This is a genomic window from Pseudomonas sp. GW823-FHT06E10 (assembly GCF_058794995.1).
In genome coordinates this window covers 23,473-36,034 of record NZ_JBXAHJ010000001.1, presented here as the reverse complement: position 1 = coordinate 36,034, position 12,562 = coordinate 23,473, and the positions used below count along the sequence as shown (strand labels likewise).

The window sequence follows — 12,562 nt, the reverse complement described above, 5'->3', positions numbered from 1 at the left end:
CGAGTTGTTTGCGTTAGATCCGTTGTGGTGCCATCGCGAGCAGGCTCGCTCCCACATGGGACCGCAGTCAAAGGTGGGAGCGAGCCTGCTCGCGAAGAGGTCAGTACAGCCGGCGAAGTTCTAAACCTTCGGCATCGTTGCAATCATCGAAGGCCGCTGGCTCACCTCGAAATACCACGCCGCAAGTTGCGGATTCGCTGTGCGCCAGTCCAGATCCGGATGGCGCAGGTCCAGGTAACCCAGTGCACAGGCTACGCTGATCGCCGCCACGTCGAAGTGGCAGGTCAATTCGGCAATCGCGTCCTTTTCCAGCAAGGCCAGGGCGCGACGAATCTTGTCGCGCTGGCCGTCGAGCCATTCGTCCCAGTGTTTCTCCGGGGCGCGCAGGGCGACTTCGTAGCGCACCAGCACGGCCGCGTCCATGATCCCGTCGGCCAGCGAAGCGAGGGTCAGGCGTCGCCAGCGGGCCGAACCTTCGCGGGGGATCAGCGGGTTACCGACGTGCTGGTGGTCGAGGTAGTCGAGGATGACCCGGCTGTCATGGATGATGTTGCCATCGGCCAGGCGCAGGGCCGGGATTTTGCTCAGGGGGTTGTCGTCGATCAGGGTCAGGTCCGGGTTGACCGGGGTGAGCACGCTGGTCTGTAACGCTACGCGGTTCTGTTGTCCGGTTTCGTGCAGCAGCACCATGACTTTGCGAACGAAGGGGGAAAGCGGGTTGTGGTACAGGGTCATGCTCGGGGCGGACATGGCAGCGTCTCGGTCGGTGGCAGTGTCGGGCAGCATAGCGCGTTGGTCTGATTGCTCAAGCATCATGGCTTGACCCCTTGTGGGAGCGAGCTTGCTCGCGATGGTCGTCAACGATGACGTTGGAAGACTGACACCCCGGGGAGTTCTCGGGTGCATCGCGAGCAAGCTCGCTCCTACAGGGGGGATGTCGCTTCAGCGGCGTTGCAGGAGGCCCCGCAGGGCAACAGTGGCGGGGATGCCCAAGCCTAGCCAGCTCAGCGAATCCCACACACCATCACCGAGCAACGCGGCAAACAACCCTGCCGCGCTGAACAAGGCGATGACGATTGGAGTGCTAAACACTTTCCAGAAGTTCGACTGCCGGGGCTTCATGCCACGCTCTCCGCTTTTTCCAGCACAGGCCTGGCAGCCTTGCGCCGCACCACCCACAGGTAGACCCCGCTGCCGAGCACGATGATGGTCAGCACATCGAGGGTCGCCCAGAGTATCTGCATCGGCATGCCACCGTAGTCACCGAAGTGCAGCGGTTGTGACATGCCCATGACGTCCATGTACCACGGGCGTTCGACCACTGCGGTGACTTGCAGGGTGCTGGCATCGATCAGAACCGGCGTCAGCAGGTGCGAGGTCAGGTGCGTGCTGCCCTTCATGAACACTGCGTAATGGTGCTCGCTGGAAAAGCGTGTGCCGGGGAAGGCGATGAAGTCCGGCTGCATGCCTGGTGCGACTTCCTTGGCGATGTCGAGCAAACGGTTGGCCGGCGCCAGTTGAGTCAGCGGAGGTGCATCGCGATACGGCGCGATCATCGCGGCCAGTGTGTCGTTGCGCCATGCGGCAATCAGTAGGTCTGCGCAGGCACTGACGACGCCGGTTACGCCGACCACCAGCGCCCAGGTCAACGTCACGACGCCGATCAGGTTATGCAGGTCGAGCCAGCGCAGGCGAGTGGATTTGTCCTGGCGCACGGTGGCGAATTTCAAGCGGCGCATGAACGGCAAGTACAGCACCGTGCCGGAAACGATCGCTGCCACGAACGCAATTCCCATGAACGCCAGCAGCAACTTGCCCGGCAAGCCGGCGAAAATGTCCACGTGCAGGCGCAACATGACCATCATGAAGCCGCCGTTGGCCGATGGCGTTTCCAGCGCTTCGCCAGTACGGGCGTCGAGCATGAAGGTGTGGGACGAGTTCGGCTCGGTGCCTGCGGTCGCGGCCATGATGGTCAGCACTGCATTGGGCTCATCGTCCTCGAAGCCGAAGTACTGCATGACTTCACCGGGACGATGTTTCTCGGCCGCGTCCACCAACTGCTGCAAATTCAGGTGCGGGGTGTCCGCCGACATTACCTTCACTTCAGGCGCATCGCCCAGCAAGTGGTCGATCTCGTGGTGAAAGATCAACGGCAGGCCGGTCAGTGCCAGCATCAGCAGAAACGCGGTGCAGATCAGGCTGGACCAGGTGTGGACGAAGGACCAGCGGCGAATTGTTTTACTTTTCATTTCATAGCCTTCAGAAAAACCAAAGCCGCCCACGAAGGACGGCCTGGTCATTGGGCGTGTCAGCTCAAAGCGTTACCACTTGTAGGTTGCACTGGCGACGACACTGCGCTGGTCGCCGTAGTAGCAGTAGTAGCTGTCGCAAGTCGAGATGTAGTCCTTGTCGAGCAGGTTGGTTGCGTTGACGGCCAGCGAAGCGCCTTTGAGGCTGTTGTCCAGGCGACCGAGGTCGTAGTGAACCACGGCGTCGAACACTGTGTAGGCGTCGGCCTTGCCCAGCCAGGTGTTGGCCTGGTCGCCATAGGTATTGCCGGTGTAGCGCGCGCCGGCGCCGATGCCGAAGCCATCCAGCACGCCGTTGTGCCAGGTGTAGTCGCCCCACACCGACGCTTGCTGGTTAGGCATCAGTTGCAGGCGATTGCCCTTGTAGATGCCCTCTTGCACTTCAGATTTGGCCAGGGTGTAGGCAGCGGTGACCTTGAGGTTTTCGGTCACGTCGGAAACGGCTTCCAGCTCCAGGCCTTTGACTTTCACTTCGCCGGTCTGGCTGGTGACTGTCACGTTGCCCACGTTGTTGGTGACGGAAACGTTTTTCTGGGTCAGGTCATACACAGCCGCGGTCAGCAGGGTGTTGCTGCCCGGTGGCTGGTACTTGATCCCCAGTTCCCATTGCTTGCCTTCGGTCGGCTTGAACGACTCGGTCGGCGAGGCGACGGCATTGCTGGTCGGCTGGAACGATTCGGCGTAGGACAGGTAAGGCACGAAGCCCGAGTCGAACACGTAGCTGATCGCCGCGTTGCCGCTGAAGTTCTTGTCGCGTTCGGTGTTGGTGGCATCGCCCTTGTTGAAGAACGTGGTACCGGTGTGGACCCAGTCTTCACGACCGCCGAGGGTCAGGCGCCATTGGCCGAGGGCCATCTGGTCCTGGATGTACAGGCCGGTCTGCTGGGTCTTCTGTTCGTAGTCATAGAAGGCTGTGGAGCGTGCCGGACGCTCGATCGGCAAGCCATAGACCGGGTCGTTGACGTTAATGCCCGGCGCGGTGCCGAAGATCGAGAGGTAGTTGGTGGTGTTGCGCTGGTGGTCCAGGCCGATCAGCAAGGTGTGACTGACGTCGCCGGTGACGAAGTCGCCCTGGAAGTTGTTGTCCACGGCGAATTGGGCGATGTCTTCGTCGACATTGGTGGTGCCACGGCCGGTATTGCCTTGATCGTCAACAACAGACCCGTAAGAGGGGCCGTAGCTATTGACGGTCACGGCCTGGAATGACAGCTCCGACTTGGTGTAGCGCAGGTTCTGGCGGAACTGCCAGACATCGTTCAAGCGGTGTTCGAAGGCATAGCCCAGTGCGTAGTAGGTGCGGTCGTAGAAGTCGTAGTTCGGGTCACCCAGGTTCTTGTGGTGGGAGATATCGCCGAACGGCATGTCGATCTTGGTGCCCTGGATCGGATAGAACTGACTGGTGATACCGGTATCGTCACGGGTGAACTGCGTGAGCAGGGTGAATTTGGTGTCTTCGTCGATGTTCCAGGTCAGGCTGGGCGCAATGTTGTAGCGCTTGTCATCGATGTGGTCGATGGGGGTGCCGCCGTCGCGCAGGACGCCGCTGAGGCTGTAAAGGAACTGGCCTTCGTCATCGATCTTGCCGGTGCTGGCGAAGTTGATCTGGCGATGATTGTCGCTGCCGTATTGCAGCTGGATCTCGCTGCTGGCTTCAGCGCTTGGGCGACGGCTGACCATGTCCAGCAGGCCACCCGGCGGGGTCTGGCCGTACACGGAGGAGGCCGGGCCGCGCAGTAGCGCCAGGCGGTCGAGGTTCCAGGTTTCCTGTTTCGGGTTGGAGTACACACCTTTTGGCAGTGGCAGGCCGTCGAGGAATTGAGTCGGCTCGAAACCGCGCACGCGCAACCAGTCGGCGCGGGTGTCGCTGCCGAAGCTGCTGGAGGTGATGCCCGGCAAGTAGCGCACGGCATCGTCGAGGGTGTGCGCGTTGCGGTCGTCCATCTGCTCGCGAGTGACGACCGAAATCGAACGCGGTGCCTCGACCAGTGCAGTGTCGGTCTTGGTGCCGGCGGCGGTGCGCTTGGCCAGGTAGCCCTGTGCCGGGCCCCAGGCGCTTTCAGTGTCTTGCACACCAATCACGCTGGTTACCGGCAGGTCCATCACACCCTCGGGCACGGCCACCAGGCTATAGGTGCCCGCACTGCTCTGTTCCAGTTGCAGCCCGGTGCCACGCAGGGCTTCGCGCAGGGCGCCGGCTGCGTCGAACTGGCCTTTGACCGGCGCCGAGGTCTTGCCCGCCGCCAGGGATGGATTCAAAGACAGGGCCAGACCGGCCTGGCTGGCAATCTGGTTCAGGGTGTTGACCAGTGGAGCGGTCGGCAGGTTGTAGGCGCGGACGCCGGACGCCTGTTCAGCGGCGACCAGTTGGCTGCTGGCCAAAGGGGTACAAAGGGCAATGGCAACCGCCAGCAAACTGCGGCGTAACAGGGAGTCTAGCGAACGAGGCATACAGCGGCTCCTGAATGGAAACATTTCTCAATTGCCTGTGTGCCGTACGAAAATCAAAAAGTGATAGAGCTGGATGAAAATAATTTCGATTCAGTTATTCAATAAACATCGAGGAGCTTCAGGCATGCGCATTTTGTGGCGAGGGGGCTTGCCCCCGTTCGGCTGCGTAGCAGTCGTGACGTCAGCGAACACAGTCAGTCAGAAAAATGCAGGGGGCCGCTTCGCGACCCAACGGGGCGGTGCGGCGATCCGACAAGCCCCCTCGCCACGGGGTTCTGTGTGCGGATTCAGGGCTTGGTATCGGCCTTGGCCACGACCTTCACCCACCACTGCGTGTGCTGTTCGATCTGCACCGGCAGGGTCGGCAGCAGGGCGTTGAGTGCCAGGTCGGTGTCGCGCAGCGGGAAACTGCCGGTGATGCGCAGGTCGGCAACTTCCGGCGCGACCCCGACGTAACCGTTTCGATAGCGGCCGATTTCATGCACCAGGTCTTCCAGCCGTGTGTTGTCCACCACCAGCATGCCGCGAGTCCAGGCATCCGCACCGAGGTTGACGGCCAGAACCGGGCCCAGGCCGTTGTTGCGGATCAGTACCTGCTGGCCTTCGCGCAGAATCTTTTCGTCAGGGTTGGACTCAGGGTGAACCGCCACCGCCGACTGCAATACGCTCAAGCGCGTTCCGTCCTCCTCGCGCTTGACCAGAAACCGCGTACCCAGCGCACGCATGCTGCCTTCGCGGGTTTCGACGATGAACGGCCGGGGATCGCCATGGCCGGTTTCAACCAGTATTTCGCCTTCCTGAAGCACGATGCGCCGCTGCTTTTCATCGAAACGCACATCCAGCGCACTGTGGGTATTGAGATTGATCAGCGTGCCGTCAACCAGACGCAGGGTGCGTTGCTCGCCAACGGCGGTGCGCTGGTCGGCCAGCCAATAGTCGATCGGCAGGTAACGATCCCCGGCGAACAGGGCCAGGCCGACCGCGGCAACGATACTGGCGACACCGTTGCCAAGCTTGCGCACTCGCCGGCGAATGCCTTCGCGCGATTGCAGCAAGGCAGTGCGGGCCGGGCCGCTGGCCACGCTGAAGCGTTGGTCGAGCATGCCCAACTGGCGCCAGGCGCGGGCGTGCTCTTCGTGGGCCGCGTGCCACTTGGCGAACTCTTCGCGCTCTACCGGGTTGGCGGAGTCCATGGACAGCTGCCAGGCAATCGCCGCGTCCAGCACGCTGGCCGATACCGGTTTGGAACTGACCGGGTTCATGTCGGCTCACCATACAGCGCGATATAGCACTGGCGAATGCCTTGTGCCAGGTACTGGCGCACCCGCGGCACCGACACACCGAGGCGCTCGGCGATTTCCGCGTGACCGAGGCCGTCGAGGCGGTTATAGAGGAATGCCGCCCGGGCCTTGCTGGAAAGCTTGCCAAGCAAGCGGTCGATGTTTTTCAGGTCTTCGAGGATCATTTGCTGTTCTTCCGCCGACGGTTGTTCGGCTTCGGGAATCAGCATCAACTCGGTGAGGTAGGCCTGTTCCAGCGCGGCGCGACGGAAATAATCGAACAGCAGGCCCTTGGCGATCGCCACCAGGAATGCCCGCGGCTCGCGCGGTGCCTTCAGTTCCTCACGGCCCAGCAAACGCACGAAAGTGTCCTGGCTCAGGTCTTCGGCCCGTTGCGGGCAGGCGACGTTGCGTCGAAGCCAGGCCAATAGCCAACCGCGATGGTCGCGATATAACGCACCGACGAGCTCACTTTGAGGGCTTGGGACTGACGACACGCCGCATCACCGATTGGGAAATATTAACTAACGAGAATTGTTCGCGATTGTGGCAGAGGCGAGGGAGGTAAGCAATTGGCGTTGGTCGGGTGGGGATTTGGCGAAGGCCCCTGTAGGAGCGAGCTTGCTCGCGATGAATTTGAAGGCGACGCATTTTTCCAGACAGCACGCGTCACCGTTCAAGACCATCGCGAGCAAGCTCGCTCCTACAGGGATGGCGTATGGGTCAGAAGGAAGGCGCCTGCTGCCGGCGCTTCCACTGACTCAAGCGCTGTTGCAAATTCAACGGGCTATGAATCTGCTGCTGCCGCGCACGGCTGAACAGGATCAGTGCCAGTTCGGCGGTGGCCAGGGCGTCGGCGCTGGCGTGGTGGCGCTCGAAGACTTCGAGCTTGAACCAGTCGATCCAATCGTCCAGCCCGGCCTCGCGAATGTGCGCCTGGGGGCATAGCAGTGGCGCAATATCTGCCACATCCAGAAAGGCATGCTGCAACTTGTAACCCAGATGATCCTTCAGGGCGCGCGCCAACATGTGCTGGTCGAACGGCGCATGGAAGGCCAGCACCGGGCTGTCGCCGACAAACTCCATGAGTTCGAGCAGCGCCTCGGCCGGATCGCTGCCGGCAGCAATTGCACTGGGGCCCAAGCCGTGAATCAGCACACTGGGGCCGAGCTTGAGTTCGCCGCATTGCAAGGTTCGCTCGAACTGTCGACTGAAATCGATCGCGCCATCCTCGATCACCACGGCGCCGATGGACAGTACCCGGTCCTTGTTCATATTCAGCCCGGTAGTTTCCAGGTCGAGCACTACCCAGCGCTGCTCGCGCAGGCTGCATTCACTCAATCCGGTGACCGTCGGCAGGCGTTGAAGACGCTGTTGCAGGTCTGCGGACAAGCTCGGGCCGGCCGGGCGCAGCCATGAAAACAGGCTCATATCTGATACCGCAAGGTCAGGCTGCTTTGCAGGCGCTGTGCCTGGCGCAGGGACTCACGCAGGATGCGCCGGTCCAGATGATTGAGGCTGTCGGGATCGACCCGATTTGAGTAAGGAAAATTCTCTCGGGTCTGTAGTTGATGTTGCTGCATGCGGGTTTGCTGGATGAAGTGATAGGCCTCTTCGTACGCAGCGCCGTCCAGGGGATCGATGACCTCCTTGTCGACCAACTGGCGAAAACGCTCCAGCGTGTTGTTTGTTTCGATACCGTGGGCCAGGGCCAGCAACCGGGCGCCGTCGACAAAGGGTGTCAGACCCTGAGTCTTCAGGTCCAGGGTGGCCTTCTCGCCATTTTTTCGCGCCAGTACGAACTCGCGGAAACGCCCTACGGGCGGGCGATTGCGCAACGCATTCTCAGCCATCATGCGCTGGAACAAGCGGTTGTCGCCGACCTGGTCGAGAATGCTCCGGCGCAATTGCTCACAGCCTTGCTCGCTGCCCCAGACCACGCGCAAATCGAAATAGATGCTCGAACCCAGCAGGTTCTCCGGGGTTGCCTCGCGGATAAACGCCGCAAAGCGCCGCGCCCATTCGGCCCGGGACAGGCACAGCTCAGGGTTGCCGGCCATGATATTGCCCTTGCACAAGGTGAAGCCGCACAGCGCCAGGCTCTGGTTGATCTGCTGGGCAATGGGCAACAGTTTGCCGCGAATCTCGGCGGCATGGGCCGCATCCCTGGCTTCGAACAGAATGCCGTTGTCCTGATCGGTGTGCAGGGTCTGCTCGCGACGGCCTTCGCTGCCGAAACACAGCCAGCTGAACGGCACGCCGGGGTCGCCTTTTTCGGCGAGAGTCAGTTCGATCACTCGGCACACGGTGTGGTCGTTGAGCAAGGTGATGATGTGGGTGATTTGCGTCGAAGACGCGCCGTGGGCCAGCATGCGCTCGACCAGTTGACCGATTTCGCCCCGCAGCGCCATCAGGTTTTCCACTTTCTGGGCATTGCGGATCGTGCGCGCCAGATGCACCAGGTCGACCCGTTGCAGGGAAAACAGATCGCGCTCGGAAACCACGCCGCACAAACGCTGGTCCTTGACCAGGCAGACATGGGCGATGTGCCGCTCGGTCATGGCAATCGCCGCGTCGAATGCACTCTGATCCGGCGACAGGAAGAACGGCGCCCGGGTCATGTACCCTTCGATGGCTTCGTTGAAATCACTGCTGCCGTTGGCCACGGTCTGGCGCAGGTCGCGCAGGGTGAAAATCCCCAGTGGCGCCTTGAGTTCATCGACCACCACGATGCTGCCGACCTGTTGTTCGTGCATCAACGTCACAGCTTCGCGCAATGGCGTCTGCGGGGCGCATGTCACCGGGTGGCGCATGGCCAACTCGCCCAGTCGGGTATTGAGCGAATATTGGGTGCCCAGGGTTTCCACGGCTTTTTGCTGCACTTGCTGGTTGACCTGATCCAGCAGGCTGCTGACGCAGCGCAGGGCGAAGTTGCGGAAGGTGTCCGATAGCGAAAACAGGCGGATGAATGCCGGCTTGTTCAGTTGCAGGCAGAAGGTGTCTTCGCCGGCCAGGTGCTCGGTGCGGGTCGCCCGTTCACCCAGCAACGCCGCGAGAGGGAAACATTCGCCAGTGGTGATCTCGAAAACCGTTTCGGTGCTACCGTTTACCGTATGCGGACGCTCGCCCACGACCCGGCCTTGCTTGACAATATAGAAGTGCTCGACCGGGCCGTCAGCGGGTTTGATGATGCTCTCGCCGGGAGCGTAAAAACGCATCTGACATTGCTCGACCAGATACGCCAGGTGAGCGTGTTCCATCTGATTGAAAGGCGGGAAGCGCTGGAGGAATTGCAACGTGCCCTGGATGTTCTGCAACACCGCGGTTTTCCCTGCCTGTGTGAAGGCGTCCGCTTTACTCATAACCATTACCGCAGTCTTTTTTGAATTGTTGTTGTCGGATGACCCAGACATGGTCGACCCCTGTGGCCGGAGTGCCCATTGGACGTAAGTCTAGGTAGGCGATTGGTATGCTGAAATGTCGGAAGAATCCTACGCAACTGTGCGAAAAACCTCTCTGTCCCCCTATTGGAAAAATATCCGACGAAGCGCACATTTAAGGCCTGCTTAGCGATGTCTCGTCACTGTGCTAGGGAAATGAACTGAACATGTAGAGAAAGCCATGTCCGACCACGATATTTTGAGCGACGCCGAGCGCGAAGCCTTGAGCGCCGTCATGCTGGAACCTGACCTGCCGCCACAACGGGTGCTGATCGTCGATGACGATAAAGACGCCAGGGAACTGTTGTCAGAGATCCTGGCGCTTGACGGTATTCACTGCATGACGGCGGCCAGTGGCGAAGCAGCACTCAAGATGCTGGAGGAGAAACCTTCGATCGGACTGGTGATTACCGACCTGCGCATGGGCCTCGTCGACGGCCTGGACCTGATCCGACAGGTGCGCGAGTCGGTACGGGCGGCGTTGCCGATCATCATCGTCTCGGGTGATGCCGACGTGAAAGATGCGATCGCCGCGATGCATTTGAATGTGGTGGACTTTCTGCTCAAGCCGATTGATGCCGGCAAGCTGCTGGAACTGGTCAAGCATGAACTTGGGGTGGAGCCTTAGTCCAAGCCTGTCAGCCCTGAACTACCTCTGTGGGAGATCGCGGACAGCCCAAAAAGAAAAAGCCCTGATCTTTCGATCAGGGCTTTTTCATATCCGGCGCAGACGCTCAGTTACAGGCCATTGGCAGCCTTGAACTCGCGACGACGACGGTGCAGGACCGGCTCGGTGTAGCCGTTCGGCTGCTTCGTGCCTTCGACCACCAGTTCGACCGCCGCCTGGAAGGCGATGTTGCTGTCGAAGTTCGGGGCCAGCGGACGGTAAAGCGCGTCGCCGGCGTTCTGACGGTCAACCACCGGCGCCATGCGCTTGAGGCTTTCCATCACTTGCTCTTCGGTGACGATGCCGTGACGCAGCCAGTTGGCGATGTGCTGGCTGGAAATACGCAGCGTTGCACGGTCTTCCATCAGGCCGACGTCGTTGATATCCGGCACTTTCGAACAGCCGACACCCTGGTCGATCCAGCGCACCACGTAACCGAGAATGCCCTGGCTGTTGTTGTCCAGTTCGTTCTTGATCTGTTCGGCGGTCCACTGCGGGTTGACCGCCAGCGGGATGGTCAGGATGTCGTCTACCGAAGCATGGGCACGTTTGGCCAGTTCGGCCTGACGGGCGAACACGTCAACCTTGTGGTAGTGCAGCGCGTGCAGGGCAGCAGCGGTCGGCGAGGGTACCCAGGCGGTGTTGGCACCGGCCATCGGGTGAGCGATTTTCTGTTCGAGCATCGCCGCCATCAGGTCCGGCATGGCCCACATGCCTTTACCGATCTGTGCGCGACCTTGCAGGCCGGTGCTCAGACCGATATCGACGTTGGAGTTCTCGTAGGCGCCGATCCATTTTTCCGCCTTCATGTCCGCCTTGCGCACCATCGGGCCGGCTTCCATGGAGGTGTGGATTTCATCGCCCGTGCGGTCGAGGAAACCGGTGTTGATGAACACCACACGCTCGCTCGCCGCCTTGATGCAGGCCTTGAGGTTGATCGTGGTACGACGCTCCTCGTCCATGATCCCGACTTTGAGGGTGTTGCGGGGCAGGCCCAGCACGTCTTCGATGCGACCGAACAGCTCGTTGGTGAACGCCGCTTCTTCAGGGCCGTGCATCTTCGGCTTCACGATGTAGATCGAGCCGGTGCGGGTGTTTTTGCGCGAGGTGTTGCCGTTCAGGTTGTGCATCGATGCCAGGCAAGTCACCAGGCCATCGAGAATGCCTTCAGGCACTTCGTTACCGTCTTTGTCGAGGATCGCATCGATGGTCATCAGGTGACCGACGTTGCGCACGAACAGCAACGAACGACCGTGCAGGCTCAGTTCGCTGCCATCGACGGCGGTGTAGGTGCGGTCGGCGTTCATGGTGCGGGTAAAGGTCTGACCGCCCTTGGCGACTTCTTCCGACAGATCGCCCTTCATCAGGCCGAGCCAGTTGCGGTAGATCACCACTTTGTCATCGGCATCGACCGCGGCAACCGAGTCTTCGCAGTCCATGATGGTGGTCAGCGCGGCTTCCATCAGGATGTCTTTGACGCCGGCCGCGTCGGTCTGGCCGACCGGGGTGCTGGCGTCGACCTGGATTTCGAAATGCAGGCCGTTGTTTTTCAGCAGGATCGCGGTCGGTGCAGCGGCATCGCCCTGGAAGCCGATCAGTTGCGCATCGTTGCGCAGGCCGGTGTTGCTGCCGCCTTTGAGGGCGACCACCAGTTTGCCGTCGACGATCTTGTAGCCAGTGGAGTCTACGTGAGTGCCGGCAGCCAATGGCGCGGCTTCATCGAGGAACGCACGGGCGAAGGCGATGACCTTGTCGCCGCGAACCTTGTTGTAGCCTTTGCCTTTTTCCGCGCCGTCAGCTTCGCTGATGGCATCGGTGCCGTAGAGCGCGTCGTACAGCGAACCCCAGCGGGCGTTCGAAGCATTGAGAGCGAAGCGGGCGTTCATCACCGGCACCACGAGTTGTGGACCGGCCATGCGGGCGATTTCTTCATCGACGTTTTGCGTCGTTGCCTGGAAATCGGCCGCTTCTGGCAGCAGATAACCGATGTCTTGCAGGAAAGCTTTGTAGGCCACGGCGTCGTGCGCCTGGCCTGCACGTTCCTGGTGCCAGGCATCGATACGAGCCTGGAAATCATCGCGTTTGGCGAGTAGGGCTTTGTTCTTCGGTGCCAGGTCATGGATGACCTTGTCGGCACCGGCCCAGAACTTATCGGCGGTGAGGCCGGTACCGGGAATGGCTTCGTTGTTCACGAAGTCGAACAGGACTTTGGCGACCTGCAGGCCACCGACTTGAACGTGTTCAGTCATTGCTTGCCTCACTCTGCTCAGCTATTTCGCTTTTCAGCTCTTCAATTTAACAATGAAGCCTCTGGCCATTTAAACCACAAACCCCTCTACCAGTACATGCCCATGACAGGCGGCTGGGTTGGGACCAATCAACGGCTTGGGGCCTTGCTGACAGGGCTTTCAGGGTTGC

General features: G+C 60.8%; 10 protein-coding genes. 1 reads left to right on the top strand and 9 read right to left on the bottom strand.

What is annotated here, in order from left to right; translation table 11 throughout:
• Nucleotides 1–120: 120 nt before the first annotated feature.
• From AC1Q6Y_RS00155 to AC1Q6Y_RS00120, 8 genes are all read right to left on the bottom strand, one after another.
• A complete protein-coding gene (locus AC1Q6Y_RS00155) occupies nucleotides 121–750 on the bottom strand; it encodes a glutathione S-transferase family protein (RefSeq protein ID WP_057716548.1) in 630 nt (209 codons plus the stop codon).
• Between the two features lie 192 nt (nucleotides 751–942).
• The gene (locus tag AC1Q6Y_RS00150) at nucleotides 943–1,122 is read right to left on the bottom strand and encodes a hypothetical protein (protein ID WP_492623877.1); all 180 of its coding nucleotides are present in this window, start codon (nucleotides 1,120–1,122) and stop codon (nucleotides 943–945) included.
• Nucleotides 1,119–2,249, bottom strand: a complete 1,131-nt coding sequence (locus AC1Q6Y_RS00145; RefSeq protein WP_492623876.1) for a PepSY-associated TM helix domain-containing protein — start codon at nucleotides 2,247–2,249, stop codon at nucleotides 1,119–1,121. The genes AC1Q6Y_RS00150 and AC1Q6Y_RS00145 overlap by 4 nt, the downstream gene beginning before the upstream one ends.
• A gap of 72 nt (nucleotides 2,250–2,321) precedes the next feature.
• Nucleotides 2,322–4,757, bottom strand: coding sequence for a TonB-dependent siderophore receptor (locus tag AC1Q6Y_RS00140; protein WP_154909884.1), 2,436 nt, complete (start codon nucleotides 4,755–4,757; stop codon nucleotides 2,322–2,324).
• A gap of 287 nt (nucleotides 4,758–5,044) precedes the next feature.
• The gene (locus tag AC1Q6Y_RS00135; RefSeq protein ID WP_492623875.1) at nucleotides 5,045–6,019 is read right to left on the bottom strand and encodes a FecR domain-containing protein; all 975 of its coding nucleotides are present in this window, start codon (nucleotides 6,017–6,019) and stop codon (nucleotides 5,045–5,047) included.
• Complete coding sequence (locus AC1Q6Y_RS00130) at nucleotides 6,016–6,534, bottom strand: RNA polymerase sigma factor (RefSeq protein WP_090451802.1); 519 nt, start codon at nucleotides 6,532–6,534, stop codon at nucleotides 6,016–6,018. Before AC1Q6Y_RS00130 ends, AC1Q6Y_RS00135 begins: the two co-directional genes overlap by 4 nt.
• Nucleotides 6,535–6,760: 226 nt before the next feature.
• Entirely contained in the window at nucleotides 6,761–7,468 is a 708-nt protein-coding gene (locus AC1Q6Y_RS00125; RefSeq protein WP_218494739.1) for a 3'-5' exonuclease, read from the bottom strand.
• Nucleotides 7,465–9,405 (bottom strand): putative nucleotidyltransferase substrate binding domain-containing protein, encoded by a 1,941-nt coding sequence (locus AC1Q6Y_RS00120; RefSeq protein WP_057713017.1) that lies wholly within the window; start codon nucleotides 9,403–9,405, stop codon nucleotides 7,465–7,467. Before AC1Q6Y_RS00120 ends, AC1Q6Y_RS00125 begins: the two co-directional genes overlap by 4 nt.
• Before the next feature lie 253 nt (nucleotides 9,406–9,658).
• On the opposite strand from AC1Q6Y_RS00120, the gene AC1Q6Y_RS00115 reads away from it, so the two are divergent.
• Nucleotides 9,659–10,105, top strand: a complete 447-nt coding sequence (locus AC1Q6Y_RS00115) for a response regulator (RefSeq protein WP_090451799.1) — start codon at nucleotides 9,659–9,661, stop codon at nucleotides 10,103–10,105.
• 110 nt (nucleotides 10,106–10,215) lie between these two features.
• Here AC1Q6Y_RS00115 and AC1Q6Y_RS00110 read toward each other — a convergent pair whose 3' ends face one another.
• Nucleotides 10,216–12,393 (bottom strand): malate synthase G, encoded by a 2,178-nt coding sequence (locus AC1Q6Y_RS00110; protein WP_492623874.1) that lies wholly within the window; start codon nucleotides 12,391–12,393, stop codon nucleotides 10,216–10,218.
• Between the last annotated feature and the right edge of the window lie 169 nt (nucleotides 12,394–12,562).

Bases quoted from the DNA above. Each gene is read 5' to 3' on its own strand.
- AC1Q6Y_RS00155 (WP_057716548.1), bottom strand. From the start codon at position 750: ATGTCCGCCCCGAGCATGACCCTGTACCACAACCCGCTTTCCCCCTTC.
- AC1Q6Y_RS00150 (WP_492623877.1), bottom strand. From the start codon at position 1,122: ATGAAGCCCCGGCAGTCGAACTTCTGGAAAGTGTTTAGCACTCCAATC.
- AC1Q6Y_RS00145 (WP_492623876.1), bottom strand. From the start codon at position 2,249: ATGAAAAGTAAAACAATTCGCCGCTGGTCCTTCGTCCACACCTGGTCC.
- AC1Q6Y_RS00140 (WP_154909884.1), bottom strand. From the start codon at position 4,757: ATGCCTCGTTCGCTAGACTCCCTGTTACGCCGCAGTTTGCTGGCGGTT.
- AC1Q6Y_RS00135 (WP_492623875.1), bottom strand. From the start codon at position 6,019: ATGAACCCGGTCAGTTCCAAACCGGTATCGGCCAGCGTGCTGGACGCG.
- AC1Q6Y_RS00125 (WP_218494739.1), bottom strand. From the start codon at position 7,468: ATGAGCCTGTTTTCATGGCTGCGCCCGGCCGGCCCGAGCTTGTCCGCA.
- AC1Q6Y_RS00120 (WP_057713017.1), bottom strand. From the start codon at position 9,405: ATGGTTATGAGTAAAGCGGACGCCTTCACACAGGCAGGGAAAACCGCG.
- AC1Q6Y_RS00115 (WP_090451799.1), top strand. From the start codon at position 9,659: ATGTCCGACCACGATATTTTGAGCGACGCCGAGCGCGAAGCCTTGAGC.
- AC1Q6Y_RS00110 (WP_492623874.1), bottom strand. From the start codon at position 12,393: ATGACTGAACACGTTCAAGTCGGTGGCCTGCAGGTCGCCAAAGTCCTG.